General features: G+C 44.6%; 12 protein-coding genes. 6 read left to right on the top strand and 6 right to left on the bottom strand.

The window, feature by feature from the left end; all coding sequences use genetic code 11:
* The first annotated feature begins 50 nt into the window (after positions 1-50).
* A complete protein-coding gene (locus M1J35_RS09015; protein WP_254653473.1) occupies positions 51-1643 on the top strand; it encodes an ABC1 kinase family protein in 1593 nt (530 codons plus the stop codon).
* Positions 1644-1724: 81 nt separating this feature from the next.
* Here M1J35_RS09015 and cphA read toward each other — a convergent pair whose 3' ends face one another.
* Both cphA and M1J35_RS09005 read right to left on the bottom strand, forming a co-directional pair.
* The gene (gene cphA, locus M1J35_RS09010; RefSeq protein WP_254653472.1) at positions 1725-4355 is read right to left on the bottom strand and encodes a cyanophycin synthetase; all 2631 of its coding nucleotides are present in this window, start codon (positions 4353-4355) and stop codon (positions 1725-1727) included.
* A 15-nt stretch (positions 4356-4370) separates the two neighbouring features.
* Positions 4371-5165: a cyanophycinase gene (locus M1J35_RS09005; RefSeq protein ID WP_254653471.1), complete on the bottom strand. Its 795-nt coding sequence runs from the start codon at positions 5163-5165 to the stop codon at positions 4371-4373.
* Between the two features lie 232 nt (positions 5166-5397).
* On the opposite strand from M1J35_RS09005, the gene M1J35_RS09000 reads away from it, so the two are divergent.
* Positions 5398-5577, top strand: a complete 180-nt coding sequence (locus tag M1J35_RS09000) for a hypothetical protein (protein WP_254653470.1) — start codon at positions 5398-5400, stop codon at positions 5575-5577.
* 11 nt (positions 5578-5588) lie between these two features.
* Here the strand turns inward: M1J35_RS09000 and M1J35_RS08995 are convergent, their stop codons facing one another.
* Positions 5589-5900, bottom strand: a complete 312-nt coding sequence (locus M1J35_RS08995; protein WP_229593603.1) for an MGMT family protein — start codon at positions 5898-5900, stop codon at positions 5589-5591.
* 134 nt (positions 5901-6034) lie between these two features.
* Between M1J35_RS08995 and M1J35_RS08990 the strand changes: the two genes are divergently transcribed.
* Both M1J35_RS08990 and M1J35_RS08985 read left to right on the top strand, forming a co-directional pair.
* A complete protein-coding gene (locus M1J35_RS08990; RefSeq protein WP_254653469.1) occupies positions 6035-6808 on the top strand; it encodes a Cof-type HAD-IIB family hydrolase in 774 nt (257 codons plus the stop codon).
* Between the two features lie 114 nt (positions 6809-6922).
* Complete coding sequence (locus M1J35_RS08985; protein WP_254653468.1) at positions 6923-7435, top strand: CBO0543 family protein; 513 nt, start codon at positions 6923-6925, stop codon at positions 7433-7435.
* Between the two features lie 146 nt (positions 7436-7581).
* Here the strand turns inward: M1J35_RS08985 and M1J35_RS08980 are convergent, their stop codons facing one another.
* The 3 genes from M1J35_RS08980 to M1J35_RS08970 form a co-directional block, all read right to left on the bottom strand.
* On the bottom strand, positions 7582-9720 hold the full coding sequence (locus tag M1J35_RS08980; RefSeq protein WP_254653467.1) for an ATP-dependent Clp protease ATP-binding subunit: 2139 nt from the start codon (positions 9718-9720) through the stop codon (positions 7582-7584).
* A 295-nt stretch (positions 9721-10015) separates the two neighbouring features.
* Positions 10016-10444, bottom strand: a complete 429-nt coding sequence (locus M1J35_RS08975) for a hypothetical protein (RefSeq protein ID WP_224520653.1) — start codon at positions 10442-10444, stop codon at positions 10016-10018.
* 438 nt (positions 10445-10882) lie between these two features.
* The gene (locus tag M1J35_RS08970) at positions 10883-12934 is read right to left on the bottom strand and encodes a catalase (protein WP_224520654.1); all 2052 of its coding nucleotides are present in this window, start codon (positions 12932-12934) and stop codon (positions 10883-10885) included.
* A 208-nt stretch (positions 12935-13142) separates the two neighbouring features.
* Here M1J35_RS08970 and M1J35_RS08965 point away from each other — a divergent pair, with 208 nt between their 5' ends.
* A complete protein-coding gene (locus tag M1J35_RS08965; RefSeq protein WP_254653466.1) occupies positions 13143-13778 on the top strand; it encodes a DUF4004 family protein in 636 nt (211 codons plus the stop codon).
* 26 nt (positions 13779-13804) lie between these two features.
* Positions 13805-14596, top strand: a complete 792-nt coding sequence (locus tag M1J35_RS08960; RefSeq protein ID WP_224520656.1) for a polymer-forming cytoskeletal protein — start codon at positions 13805-13807, stop codon at positions 14594-14596.
* The last annotated feature ends 102 nt before the right edge of the window (positions 14597-14698 follow it).

The following is a 14698-nucleotide window of genomic DNA, read 5'->3' as shown; positions in this document are numbered from 1 at the left end:
ATCCGTTTACGGGGGATGAAATGATGAAGTCAGAGAACAAGCTTTGGAGAATGTGGAAGGTATTATCACTCGCCTTATCCATAGTGGTCAGGGTCTACTGGTACCGGCTGCGGGGTAAGTCCCAATGGGAAAAAGAAAAGCTTTGGGAACAAATCGGGAAAGAGTTCAAGGAAACCCTTTTTGAACTGAATGGCGTGTTGATCAAAGTTGGACAACTGTTAAGTATACGGGAGGATCTGCTTCCGAAAGGGTTCATTAATCAAATTCAGGACTTGGTTGACCATGTGCCTCCTTCACCTTGGGAGAAAATTGAATCGGTTCTTCAACTGGAATGGGATGCTACCGTTACTTCCAAAGTCAAGAGCATCGACCAGGAAGCCATCGCTTCCGCTTCTATCGGGGAAGTGTACAAAGCGACACTGCTTGATGGCACGCAAGCGGCCATCAAGGTGCAGCGACCGGAGATCCCCTCACTTGTGAAGACCGATTTCCGGACATTGTCCATCATCATCTGGTTTGCCCGGCATTTTGCTCCCGTGCCGAAGGGGTTCATTAATTTTAAAATGCTATATAGAGAATTGAAGCAGGTCATCGAGCAGGAGCTCGACTTTTCCAAAGAAATGAGTACCGCCATTTCTTTTAAGCAGAGGTTTAAAGATCATGCCAATGTGAAGATCCCAACTATGTATCCTGAACTCTGTACAGATAAAGTATTGGTGATGGAATGGGTCGATGGGGTTCGATTGAATGATAGAGAAGCGATTGATTTGTATGGACTGAATGGCCAGAATCTTGCACAGGAACTATTCCGTCTCTTCCTCCCTCAGTGGCTCGAGCCCGGAATTTTCCATGCCGATCCCCATGCCGGGAACATTCTGCTTCAGCCGGATGGCACTTTCGTTTTATTGGATTACGGGATGATCGGGGAAATTTCAAAAAGGGACTCGGCCCATTTCCAAGCTCTCCTCGAAGGTGTTCTTCTAAAGAATTTCCGGAAAGCATCAGAAGCTCTTGCCGAATTGGGGTTCCTGCTTCCAGACGCCAGCCCGAAGACGATTGAGCCTGTGCTGAAGGAATTTGTCACCCTTGATATGGAGCAGTTTAAACAGATGGACCTGATATCAGTAAAGAAGGAAATCAACGAAATGGTGAAATCACTTCCTGTGCAGGTTCCGACCCGCTTTATCTTTTTAGGGCGATCCTTCGCCACCATCGAAGGACTTGTCCACACATTGAGCCCGGATGAAGAAACCCTTGATGTCGTTAAACCAGCCTTTATGGATTGGGTGAGGGATGGGAACACGAACAAATGGGAGCTTCTTATGAAATGGGTCAGCGCCCAACCTCTTTTTCAGACCGTTCAGAAAGTAAGGCAGTTGTTGGATCTACCTGAAAAGGCACTGGAACAAAAGGATCATCATCAGCTAAACGGGTTTCAATTTAAACTATTTCAAAGTCAAAAGAAGCAGGCTTTTGTCCTTTTACTTGCAGGATGCATCGGGGGATTCACAGGACTTGCGCTCGGTATGGAGGTCATCTGGCAAGGAAGCTTTGGCCTAGCCGCTTTTGGTGTCGCAGGGTATTGGATTATTGCCAGAAGGCAACGAAACTGGTTGAAAAAACTCAAAAATGGACAACTGTAGTGAGAGTTGTCCATTTAAATGAAAAGCTCAGAGTCGACTCTGAGCTTTTTTCCTTTATTAATATACTTTCTAAGTACGTTTCTATTCAGCCCTCTGAAATTCACTCTTTGATACTGAACTCTTCATCACAGAATCCATAAAGGTTTGAATCGATGCGTAGTCGTCATACAGAAACAGTAAGGTGTCACCCGGCTGTGACATCTCCCACGCCATGAACAAGGCATGGATTTCCTCCGGTTGCACATGAATCGTTGGATGTCCTTTGGATTCATCCACCCCTCTGGTCAGCAAATGGATGGTTTCTCCCGGGGTCCTTCCCCTTAAATTCAGATCTTCCTTAATAATGAAGATATCAGAATGCTTTCCAAAAATCCTTCCCATTTCCTGAATCGTTTCATCTTTTCGATCTCCCGCAGCTGAGCCAACCGTGATGACCCTTCCATCCTTCAGATGGGCAATGGTATCGTATAATGCCCTTAAGCCTGCCGGATTATGGGCGTAGTCCACAATGATGGTCCTTCCTTGTACGATTTGAACATTGAATCGTCCACGATTCTGATTTTCAGTCGGCAGAAAACTGATCACTTTGCTCCGAAGTTCGGAGAGTGGGCGCCCTAAGGAATGTGCGGCGGCAAGAGAACCAAGCACATTCAAGACATTATACCTGGCAGCACCATTGATGGTGATGGGAATATGAGAGACCGGCAAAAACCGTTCCGTCTTCCCCTCACATGTATGCATGATCCATCCTTCATCCATGTACCAAGCCTCATTCCCATTTTCAATATGCTTCTGTATCACTGGATTTGAAAGAGATAATGAGAAATAGACAATCTTTCCATACGTTTGAGTGGCCATTTGGACACATCGCGGGTCATCCGCATTCAATACGCACGATCCTCCTGGTAAAACCACTTCAGCTACTGTCTGCTTCAGCTTTGTTAAATCCTCCAGCGTATCTATACCATTCAATCCCAGATGATCTTCACTGATATTGGTAACGATGGCCACATCACAGTGCCTGAAAGCGAGACCTTCCCTCAGCATGCCGCCTCTGGCCGTTTCAAGTACAGCAACGTCTACACCAGGGTGGGAGAGGACTTTCCTGGCGCTTTTTGGACCGCTGCAATCGCCTTCATCGATTTGTTGTTCGGCGATCCAAACGCCGTCAGAGCAAGTAAAGCCGACGGTTACATCCTCCTTTTGTAATAAGTGAGAGACCAACCGGCAAGTCGTTGTCTTACCGTTCGTTCCTGTCACAGCGACTATCGGGATGGCCGCTTCCTCGCGATTTTCGAATAAATAGTCAACGATTGCTCCCCCGACGTCCCGGCTTTTTCCTTCTGAAGGATAATGGTGCATCCTGATCCCAGGCGCAGCATTCACTTCAAGGATGGCAGCAGCTCCCTTTTCGAATGGGACGGTTACATCTGTTGAAAGGATATCGATTCCGGCAATGTCCAGACCGATGGCAACCGCAGCTCCTTCTGCCATCTTGCGGTAATGAGGATGAACATCATCCGTCACGTCAATGGCTGAACCACCGGTTGAAAGGTTCGCATTCCCCAGTACCTCAAGACTTTGTCCCATTTTAAGGACCGTATCCAGGGAGTGTCCCTCCTTCTCCAAATGTACAACGGTTCGTTCATCCAGTGGAATTCTGCTCATGGCTTTCTCATGTCCTTCTCCACGCAAAGGATTTTTGTTTTCATTTTCAATTAATTCCTTGATTGTTTTTCTCCCGTCACCTATTACCGTTGGAGGCTGGCGGAGACTTGCTGCAATGAGTTCATTATTCACGACAAGGAAACGGTAGTCCTTTCCTTTATAGTAACGTTCAATGATATAGTCAGTCCCTTCACTGTATACACAGCGGAAGGCCGTTAACAGATCAAGTTCATTCTGGATATCCGTTACGATATTTTGTCCCTGGCGCCCATTGACAGGTTTGATTACGAGTGGGAATCCGATCTTTCCCGCAGACTGAAGAAGCTCGTATTCATTTGAAACGACATCCCCCTCAGGAACTGGCAGACCTGCACTCTTCAATAACATTTTCGTCGCATCTTTATCACAGGAGTCCTCTACAGCAAGATAAGAGGATTGACTTGAAATGGTCGCCTGTACGAATTTTTGTTTCTTACCTGTCCCGAGCCTTAAATGGCTGTTTGTTCCCGTTCTTTCGACTGGTATCTTACGGGCTTTGGCAGCTTGGAAGATGGCCTCTGTACTCGGCCCCATTTTATGCAGATGATATAGATCGGAAGTTTCTGATATGTAAGGTTCGGCGCTGACCTCTTTATGTTCGAGGATGGCTTCTACGATTTCCATGGCTGCTGTAAACGCATAATATCCGGACTTCTTCTCCACATAATCGTATGTCACGAAATAAATTCCTTTCCGTTCGCTCGTGATCGTTTTGCCGCGTTTTACAGTGATTCCCGCCATATGCTGGATTTCGAGTGCAATATGTTCAAGGATGTGGCCCATCCACGTCCCTTCATGCAAGCGTTCCACAAATCCCCCTGCATACCCCCTTGAACAGGTGTGTGTGAACAGGGATGGCATGACCTTCAGCAATGTGTCGGTAAACCCTTTCAATCGATTGGAGGGCTTCTCTTCGAACTCCTCTATGTCGAGCTCAATGCAGATCGTCGGCTTGAAGCTGTATAAGTTAGGACCGGATAAGTAGTTGACGCGATTGATTTTCATTTAATTGTTCTCTCCTTAAGATAAAATTAATTCCCTTTTGGTTAAATCAAAGATCGCGCCCTCACCCAATGTGTGAAAACGAATATCTGATATGGTCATGTTCTCTTTATTTTCAGCAACATCTATATAGGAAGACGTTTTCCCATCGAAAATGCTCACATTGAATTCACCGATCACTTCAAATTGATTCCGTTCACTGTTGACCCAAATCGCTGTATTTTCATCGATCCCCACCCCGATAATTTGAGGATTTAATGCAATCGCCCTCATCAGCCTTGAAAATCGGTCACGCTGGGAAAAGTGCTGATCTATTATGACGTCTTCGAGAAACCCGAAGCCAGAGCCCATTTCGAGGATAGATACATCCTGCTTTTTTGAGATTTTGGATGAAATGATCATCAGCCGGCTCATGACGGCAGCCCCGGCACTGGTCCCGCCTATGACCAGACCTTCCTTCCATTCCTTGATACAGTGTTTATAGAAGGTTGTCCCCCCCAGCAGGCTCGTGAGTCTGAGTTGATCTCCGCCTGTCATGAATAACCCCGACAGGGAAGAAAGCTGCTCGATCAATTCAGGATCATCCGCTTTCTCACGGGAATCCAGATGGAGCAATAGTGGTTTTGTTCCTTGTAGCGTCTGAAACAAGCTTGCGTATTCATTTCCTACCTCTTCCGGATAAGCTGTAGCAGTCGTAACGATCCCAATCGGACCTTGTCTATTTTGACATAATGAAGTGAACTTCGATAAGATGACCTTCTCATCCGTTTTATCCTCGTTGCCCCCAATGATCAGCAAATCACCTTTTGCCATCCTCCATCAACCTCTTCGCTCTCATTTAATTTCCAAAAATAGTTCAGAAAATTAAAAATATATTTTGTATTCAACAAAGCATCTATACCCTTGTTTACCATTGATTAAACCTATATAAAAATAGAAAAAGACCAGGTCCATCCTTTAATAAAGATGAAAACCTGGCCATCCTGCTATAAGATCACTTTCTTCGATTTTAAATATATAGTAAAATATTTACAGGAGGGATACCATGACAAATCGTAAAGAATCATTTAATGATGTGATCGACCATATGTCTAAAATCGAAGGGGCACCCGTGGATCCCGAAATGGGCAGTCTTCCACTTGGGATCCGGATTATCGGTTATGTAATCATTGGGTTCACGGGCCTTATGACTTTAACTGTCCTTATTTTCGGCTTGTTTGATTGAAATTTGTTCCTTTATGATTCAGGGTGATACTGATACTCCCCCAGTTCTATCCGGTTATTCCCTATAAAATGGACTCCCTCCGCTTCCAGGGACAGCCTTTGGGTCATCATTTGCTCCCCATCACGAAATCCGATTTCCCCTTTGCTGTTTAGAACCCTGTGCCAGGGGAGTTTATACTTTTCACTCATGGAGTGCAGGATCCTCACGACCTGCCTCGCAGCCCTCGGACTTCCTGCCTGCTCAGCAATTTGTCCGTACGTCATGACCTTTCCCGGAGGAATTCCGGCTATGATGTTCACCGCACGTTCGGTAAACGGCTTCATGCTTGTTCACCTCTCCTTCTTCCTCTCAATTTTGTTTCACCCTTATTGTAATAGGAAGCCCCCCCCATAAAGGAAATCGCACCTTCAGCAAGTCACCTTCCTAGAAGATTCGCTCCCTTTATATTAAACTGTAGATGAATGAAAAGAAGGACGTGATAAGAATTATGGATATTAAACTGATTGCATTGGATATGGATGGGACACTCGTCAACCATGAGGGCGAGGTATCCCCTGAAAACGAACAAGCCATTCAGCGGGCAAAGGAAAAGGGGATTCACGTTGTACTGAGTACCGGACGTTCTCTTTTTACTTGCAGGGACATTTCAGATGAGCTTGGTCGCTCATCGTACCTCGTTACCGTGAATGGCGGAGAAATCTACGATCATGAATACAATCTTGTAGACCGCATCCCTCTTGATATCGATCTTGTAAAGCAGTTATGGGCGCTTAAAGAAGAGCATGATGTGTATTTCTGGTCTTCCACTTCCCAAGGCTTATTCAATAGCAGGAAACCTTTTGAGCAGGATATCGAATCGTATGATTGGTTGAAGTTTGGCTTTGATATCCAGGATGATGATGTCCGCAAAGTCATGTGGGACGAACTGGTGAAGAATGAAGCACTCGAAATTACGAACTCCTCACCCACCAATATCGAAATCAATCCAGCAGGGGTCAATAAGGCGGCTGCCCTGGTGAAGGTGTGTAAGTGGCTGGACCTTTCAATGGATCAAGTCATGGCAGTCGGGGACAGTATGAATGACATCGCCATGATCCGGGAAGCAGGATTCGGTGTGGCGATGGGCAACGCTCAGGAAGCAGTGAAAGAAGCAGCGGACTGGGTGACAGGGATCAATACTGATCACGGTGTCGCTCAGGCAATCGATAAAGTACTGAAGGAAAAAAACTAACTCGTTAAAAAAGTGCCTGATTCTCTATCGAATCAGGCACTTTCTCTTTCCACTGGGTCTATTCCTTTCCTGTTACGTCTATACTAATGGAAAAAACAAGGATTGTACCCCACTATGTACCTAATACTGATCGTCGTCGTTTATTTACTTTTCGCAAAGTTCTTTATTGATTGGAAACGCTGGAAGGATTTTTATCCAACGGTTCAGTTTTATATTATCTGCAACCTTACGTATAACATGATATTTTATAACCACACCTTATGGAAGTATAAAGCGGTGACGGTGGACTGGCTGAATCATACGTTGATCGATCTTGTTTTTACCTTTTTCATCATTCCTGTGGTGATTATGATCTACCTCCGTTATTTTCCCTATCGGAAAAAGAAGACGGTTTACGTCTCGAGCTGGATTGTTTACTTTACGTTTCTCGAGTATTTATTTCATAAAAAAGGGCTGTTCCTTTACGAAAATGGTTGGAACTTAGGATGGTCTGCTGTATTTAACATCATCATGTTTACCATTTTGGGATTGCATCACAAAAAACCGCTGCTTGCACTCATCCTTTCTGTTCCCATCATCGGCATCCTTTTGTTGATTTTCCATCCATCTTTTCATGAACTAAAGTGAGGGTGTTTTGATGACTTCCTTTTCTACACCTATTTTCATAGTCTCGATTCTCGTCGTGTATATAACGATGGCCACTTATATCGCCATATTGAAGCGAAAAGAATAAAGAGCAAGGAGCATCCGATCCCGGATGCTCCTTTCCCATTTTATTTCACGATGATCTCATCATTTTCAACTGATACAATCAGTTCCGTTACGCCTTCCTCATCAAGAAGGAAGTCGGCAATCTTATCTTCCACTCTTTCCTGGATCACCCGGCGCAATGGTCTTGCACCAAATTCAGGATGATATCCGAGTTCCACGAGTCTGCGCTTCGCTTCTCCGTCTATTTTCACTGTAATCCCCTGCTCCTTGAGCTCATCCTGCAACTCATTCAGCATCAGATCAAGAATTTGCAGTAACTCTGCCTTGTCGAGTGATTCGAATTCAATGATACTGTCGAATCGGTTAAGGAACTCAGGCTTAAAGTAGGCACCCAGTGATTGTAGAATATTCGTTTCTTTAATGGCATCTGTGCCTCCGGTATTGAAACCGACGACGGCTTCCTTCTTATCCGTCACCCCGGCGTTACTTGTCATGATGATCACAGTCTCTTTGAAGCTCACCGTTCTGCCTTGACTATCCGTAAGACGACCGTCTTCAAGAATCTGAAGGAACATATGCTGAACATCGGGGTGCGCTTTTTCAATCTCATCCAGAAGTATGATGGAGTAAGGATTCCTTCTTACTTTTTCCGTCAGTTGTCCGGATTCTTCGTGACCCACATAGCCAGGAGGGGATCCGATCAGTTTAGACACAGAGTGTTTCTCCATATACTCACTCATATCCAAACGAAGCATGGAATCTTTAGATCCAAACAACTCTTCTGCCAATGTCTTCGTTAATTCTGTTTTCCCTACACCCGTCGGTCCCACAAATAGGAATGTTCCGATTGGACGGTGCTTCGCTTTCAAGCCTGCCCGGCTGCGTCTGATGGCTTTCGCCACTTTATTCACGGCTTCATCCTGTCCGATCACTTTATGGGCAAGGTTTTCTTCAAGGGATTTCATCCGCTTACGGTCATCACTTTGAAGCTTCCCTACAGGGATGCCTGTTTTGGTTTCAATGATCGCCTGGATCAAGTCCTTTTCTACAAGTGCCTTTGAATCAGATGATTCCCGGCCAAGCTGTTTCTCCAAGGACGCTTCCTCATCCCTTAGGATTGCTGCCTGCTCATAGTTTTCTTCTTTCGTTGCCTGCTCTTTCTTTACTTTTACTTCATGTAATTTTTTGTGAAGGGCCGTTTTATCCTTGCCTTCAGATAGAAGGTTCACTTTTGAACCTGCCTCATCCATCAGATCAATCGCTTTATCCGGCAGGAATCGGTCCTGTATATAACGGTGTGACAATTTCACACATGCCTCGATGCTTTCGTCTGTGAATTCCACCCCATGATAGTCTTCATAGCGGGTTTTTAAACCCTTAAGAATTTCAATGGATTCTTCCGGTGTAGGCTCATTGACCATGACAGGCTGGAAACGACGTTCGAGTGCCGCATCTTTTTCGATTTGACGGTACTCTTTAAGGGTTGTCGCCCCAATTACCTGTAGTTCACCGCGGGCAAGCGCAGGTTTTAGGATATTCCCTGCATCCATGGATCCTTCTGCAGAACCTGCTCCCACCAATTGATGGATCTCATCGATGAATAGCATGACGTTCTCTCGACTCTGCAATTCGTTAATGATGGCTTTCAACCGTTCCTCGAATGATCCCCGTACACCTGTACCTGCTGTCAAGGAAGCAACATCCATCACATATACTTCTTTGTTTAATAATTTTGACGGCACATCTCCTGCTACGATTTTACGTGCCAATCCTTCCGCAATGGCCGTTTTCCCGACGCCGGGCTCACCAATCAGTACCGGATTGTTTTTATTGCGGCGGTTCAGAATTTCAATCACACGATCCACTTCTTTGTCACGACCGATAACCGGATCGATCAAGCCGGCTTTAGCTGCTCCAGTGACATTACGCCCGAACTGGTCGAGGATGCCGTTTCCGCCATTCCCCTCTTTCGCTTGAGCTGATGAAGATGGCTGATGCTGGCTTTGGAATCCATGGTCGGGACTTCCGCCCATGCTCATACCTTTGAATAATTCATCAAACGGGAAACCTCCGTGAATGCCAGAAGGGGTTTGCTGCTTTTGAAAGCAAGCAGAACACATTTTCATACTGGATTTCTTACCATTCAGTTGCGTATAGACTTCAACTGTTGCTTGATTATGATGACATACTTGGCATTTCATGAACATGACCTCCTGTTGTCTTCTTATATATTAAATGGTTTGTTAGTTGGTTTATAGGTAAGGTCATACTATAATTTGACTATGTTTGACTTTGACTTTTTTTGACCTTATAAACATAGTATACTTTGACCTTTTTTGACTTTCAACATTTTTGCTTATGGGAATTTTTTCTTGGATTCTACTTTCCCGTTGATTGAAGAGTATAATAGGGTGGAATAGAGAAATCAACTAATTGATTTATGGATATTCCACTCCTGAAATACACAAAAAAAAGCCGGCATGTCCGCCGACTCTATTAATACCAATGCTCCCATTTGTCTTTGTAGCACTCATGCTTCTTTTTATGGCATGTGCATTTTTTAATTTTCTTCAGTTCGTCCAGAATGTCTTTTAGAAGATCTTTGATATCTTGATCCTTGTCTTTTTTACATTCATCATGCTTGTAGGATTCACATGGTTTTTTATACATACGCTGATTCACCACCTTTTCTAATATTGGGATCATATTCATCACGCTGGCCATTCCCCCTAAGTTTCCAAGTGCACCAAGTGCATCCAGAGAACCCTTGCCTTTAGAATCTAACAGCCCTTTAAGATGATCCTCATCCAGTAATGAACTTAATTTTTCTTTTGCTGATTCCAAATCCAGTTTACTTCCATCTTCTTTTGTGTACTGATGGATTAAATCCATCAGTCCTTCCAGTGGATTGTTCTTTTCACTCATTCATTTCCCCTCCATCTATTTACGTTTTTCAATGTAATGGTATTCTTTGAAAACAAGATTCCTCTTCTTGTTTCCAAGGAAAGATCAATCTTTACATCTTAGCTAATGGCACTAACGGCAAGTAGAACCAAAATAGCGATTCCAACAATCAATGCTGCTAGAGGGTTGATTGCAAGTAGTACTAGAAAAGCCACAATTAACAGAACTAATAGCAAGCTGTAAAAATCAAATTCGTCATGAGAATGACCAGCCCCCATCCATAATCACCTCACCTATTCAGTACTTTTAAATCACCTTACATGGCTATCTTATGTACGTATTGCTAGTTTCGAATGATATAAACGTCTATTTTCTAGTAAAAAGGGCTATTTAAACCATAAAAAAATGCTAGACCTAAAGAGCAGGTCTAGCATTTTCACGTTACTTCATCTACTATCCTTATACTAATTCACGATCCCAATGACGATGTGCTGCGATGGCTGCGGTGAATTCCTCTGCAAATGATTTCATGTCTTCCCCGGTTACAACACCTGAACCCTTCACACCTGCTTCCTCCAGCCAGTGTAAACCTTCATGGGTGGCACCGATCGGTTTAAAGTGAGAATACGCTTCTTTAACAAAATAGGTGGTATCTTGAGAGAATTTCTTATCTACGTTTTCTCCACCTGCAACGTACAGGCTGTCGAATAAGACCGATTCTCCTGTTAAGAATGTATGGTCCACTTCAAGCTCTGTACCGTCATCACCTTTCTTTGTCCCCAGTTTATCACTGATGATTTCAGGCTGTACCCCTTCTTCCTTAAGGGCAGAGAGGACACGGCTCACTTCTTCCCCTTTGAAGCCATTTCCTACGATGACACCGACTTTACGGGTGGCCGGCTTCTTTTTCGTATTTTCCTGACTTAAAGCCGGTGAAGATTTCGTTACCTTCGATCCTTCTCCTTCAGGTACTTCTATATTGATCGCTTCCGCAAAACCTTTTGCCAGGTCCATACTGACATTTGCAAACATATCGACGATCTGTTTCTGAACCGATTTGCTTTTCACTTTTCCGAGTTCAAAGCTGAAGGCTTGAACGATATGCTCTTTCTCCGGCTCACTCATGCTGTTCCAGAATAGTGTTGCCTGAGAGAAGTGATCCTTGAAGCTTTCACTTCTTGTACGTACTTTCCTACCCTCCATCTTTTCCTGATAGTGGGTGTACCCGCCTTCTTCCTGCGAAACGGGGGCCGGTGTATTATGAGCCAGTGAATTGTTGTGATAGCTGACCTGTCCTTTATTGATCGTATGGCGGCCGTATCCATCACGCTGGTTATTGTGGAAAGGACACACAGGTCTATTGATCGGAAGCTCGTGGAAGTTCGGTCCCCCAAGACGGATCAATTGTGTATCCGTATAGGAGAATAAGCGTCCCTGCAACAACGGATCATTGGAGAAATCGATTCCAGGCACGACAGATCCAGGGTGGAATGCCGCCTGCTCCGTTTCGGCAAACACATTGTCCACATTGCGGTTTAACGTCATTTTCCCGACGATCTTCACAGGGATTTCCTCTTCCGGCCATAGCTTCGTAGGGTCAAGGACATCAAAGTCAAAGTTAAACTCATCTTCCTCCTTGATGAGCTGAACACCCAGTTCATACTCCGGATAGTCCCCTCCCTCGATGGATTCGTATAGATCACGGCGGTGGAAATCAGGGTCTTTCCCGTTAATCTTCTGTGCTTCATCCCAAACGAGTGAGTGTGCTCCGAGTACAGGTTTCCAGTGGAATTTCACGAAATGGGCTTTCCCTTCCTCGTTCACCAGACGGAATGTATGGACACCGAAGCCTTCCATCATACGGAAACTGCGGGGAATCGCCCGATCGGACATGGCCCACATCACCATATGAGCGGACTCCTGATTGTTTGCAATAAAGTCCCAGAATGTGTCGTGGGCAGATGCAGCCTGAGGCATTTCATTATGTGGCTCAGGTTTAAGAGCATGAACTAGATCCGGGAACTTGATCGCATCCTGAATGAAGAATACCGGAATATTGTTCCCGACCAGATCATAATTCCCTTCTTCTGTATAAAATTTAGTGGCAAATCCCCGGGCATCACGCACAGCCTCCGCAGAACCCCTGGATCCCGCCACTGTGGAAAAGCGGACAAATACAGGTGTCTTCGTCGACGTGTCCTGAAGAAATTTAGCCCTTGTATATTCTTTCATAGAGTCATAAAGTTCGAACTCCCCATGTGCCGCAAATCCCCGGGCATGGACAATCCTTTCAGGGATGCGTTCATGGTCGAAGTGGGTCATCTTCTCACGGAAATGGAAATCCTCCATTAAAGTAGGTCCACGCTCTCCGGCTTTCAGTGAAAACTCATCCTCTGATACCTTCAGCCCTTGATTGGTTGTCAGATGCTTTCCTTCGTCATCCACTCTATACTGTTCAAGCTGTTCATCTTTACTTTTACCATTCACCTTCGTATGACGCTCGTCTCCCATTCTTTCATCCCTCTCATGTTTATTAATGTTTACTATGTAAAACATTCTGATTATCTAGTACCCTTGATGGATTGATGTAAACATTTATTGGAAGGTCGGGATTTATGATTTTTAATTTTTTCATTCTTTCCTTTACTGCGTAACATTGTTCTGCTAAACTGAAATTACAGTAACGTAACAATGTTTTGTTTCGAAAAGAGGAGACCCAATGGAAACCGATTTTATTTCTAAAAAGGAAGTACTGGAACTGACCGGGATATCCTACGGACAGCTTTACCGCTGGAAACGTAAGAATATCATCCCGGAAGGATGGTTCATCAAGAAATCCAGTTACACCGGTCAGGAGACGTTCTTCCCAAGGGAGAAGATGCTTGCCCGGATCGATGCAATCAAAGAAATGAAAGATGATTACTCCCTGGATGAGCTCTCGGATTTCTTTTCACCTAATCCCGCGAGGATCGAAGTCAGTGAAGAAGAACTATCGTCGCTCAACATTCTTTCAGAACACACCATGGCTTTCTGTACATCCCTATTACCAATAAAAAAAGCGTACGAATTCCAGGACATCCTGCATATGGTGATCATCGAAAAATGCCATAGGACAGAGATTCCTAAAGAAGCTCAGCAAACCCTTTATCTTTTTCTTCATGAGACGTTTACACCACTGAAAGAATCTTCCCTTGAGCTGATCGGTATCCGGAAAGGTGAGGCGTATATGTGGATGCTCCTGCCCCTCCCTTCAGATTTCCTTCTGGACCATACGGCTCAAGTCGTATTGAGATTCGATCTGCAACAAATGATGGAAGAATTGAAAATCACATTAACGAATACGAAGGGGATCTGACGTCCCTTTAATTGGAGGAGAAATGCATGAATACAGTGGAAAAGAGAAAGCTTCATGATTTGAAGATCAGCGGGTCCGGAACATCCGGCGGTGGCCAATTTGATGAAGTGAAGATCAGTGGAAGTGGAAAAATCGCAGGGGATATCGACTGCCGTGAAATGAGAATATCGGGTTCCGGCACCGTTGCAGGTGATGTAAAAGCAGGCCTGATCAAAACCAGCGGCTCTTCCTCCATCGAAGGAGACACGAAAGCCGAAACGATTACAACCAGCGGGAGTTCCAAATATGAAGGGTCCGTGATGGCATCCGAAATGACGATAAGTGGATCCAGTAAGGTGACCCGGAATCTGATCGTTGAAAAATTCAAGGTGAGCGGCTCATGCAAGGTAGGCGGGAAAATTCAGGGCGGATTGATCAGGGCGAGCGGATCGTTAACGGTTGGAGAGGATTGTGAAGTCGAAACCTTCTCAACCTCAGGCTCTGTACACATTGATGGATTGCTGAACGCCGACAATGTCCAGATTGAAATCAACCATGAATCTTCCATTAAAGAAATCGGCGGCGAAAAAATTTCAGTGACTCACCACCATTCAAGCAAACTACTCAAACAGGTAGTCAACTTCTTTCTGCAAAAGGAAGATTACTTATCTTCCGAACTAATCGAAGGGGACGAAGTCTATCTTGAAAATACGAAGGCAAAACTCGTTCGCGGAAAAAACGTCGTGATCAAGGAGAATTGTGAAATCGATACGGTAGAATACTCCGGCACCATCGAGGTACACAAGGATAGCTCGATCAGAAATAAAGTGAAAATCTGACGGATCAGTGACAGGGTATGGCTCGGCCATCCCTGTTTTTTCAATTTTCATCACACTCATTACATCCCCTTCATCTCCACATAATCGAAATTTCATATTTTT

This window comes from Rossellomorea sp. KS-H15a, from assembly GCF_024195245.1.
Classification (GTDB): Bacteria; Bacillota; Bacilli; order Bacillales; family Bacillaceae_B; genus Rossellomorea; species Rossellomorea vietnamensis.
This window is presented reverse-complemented; position numbering and strand designations above follow the sequence as displayed.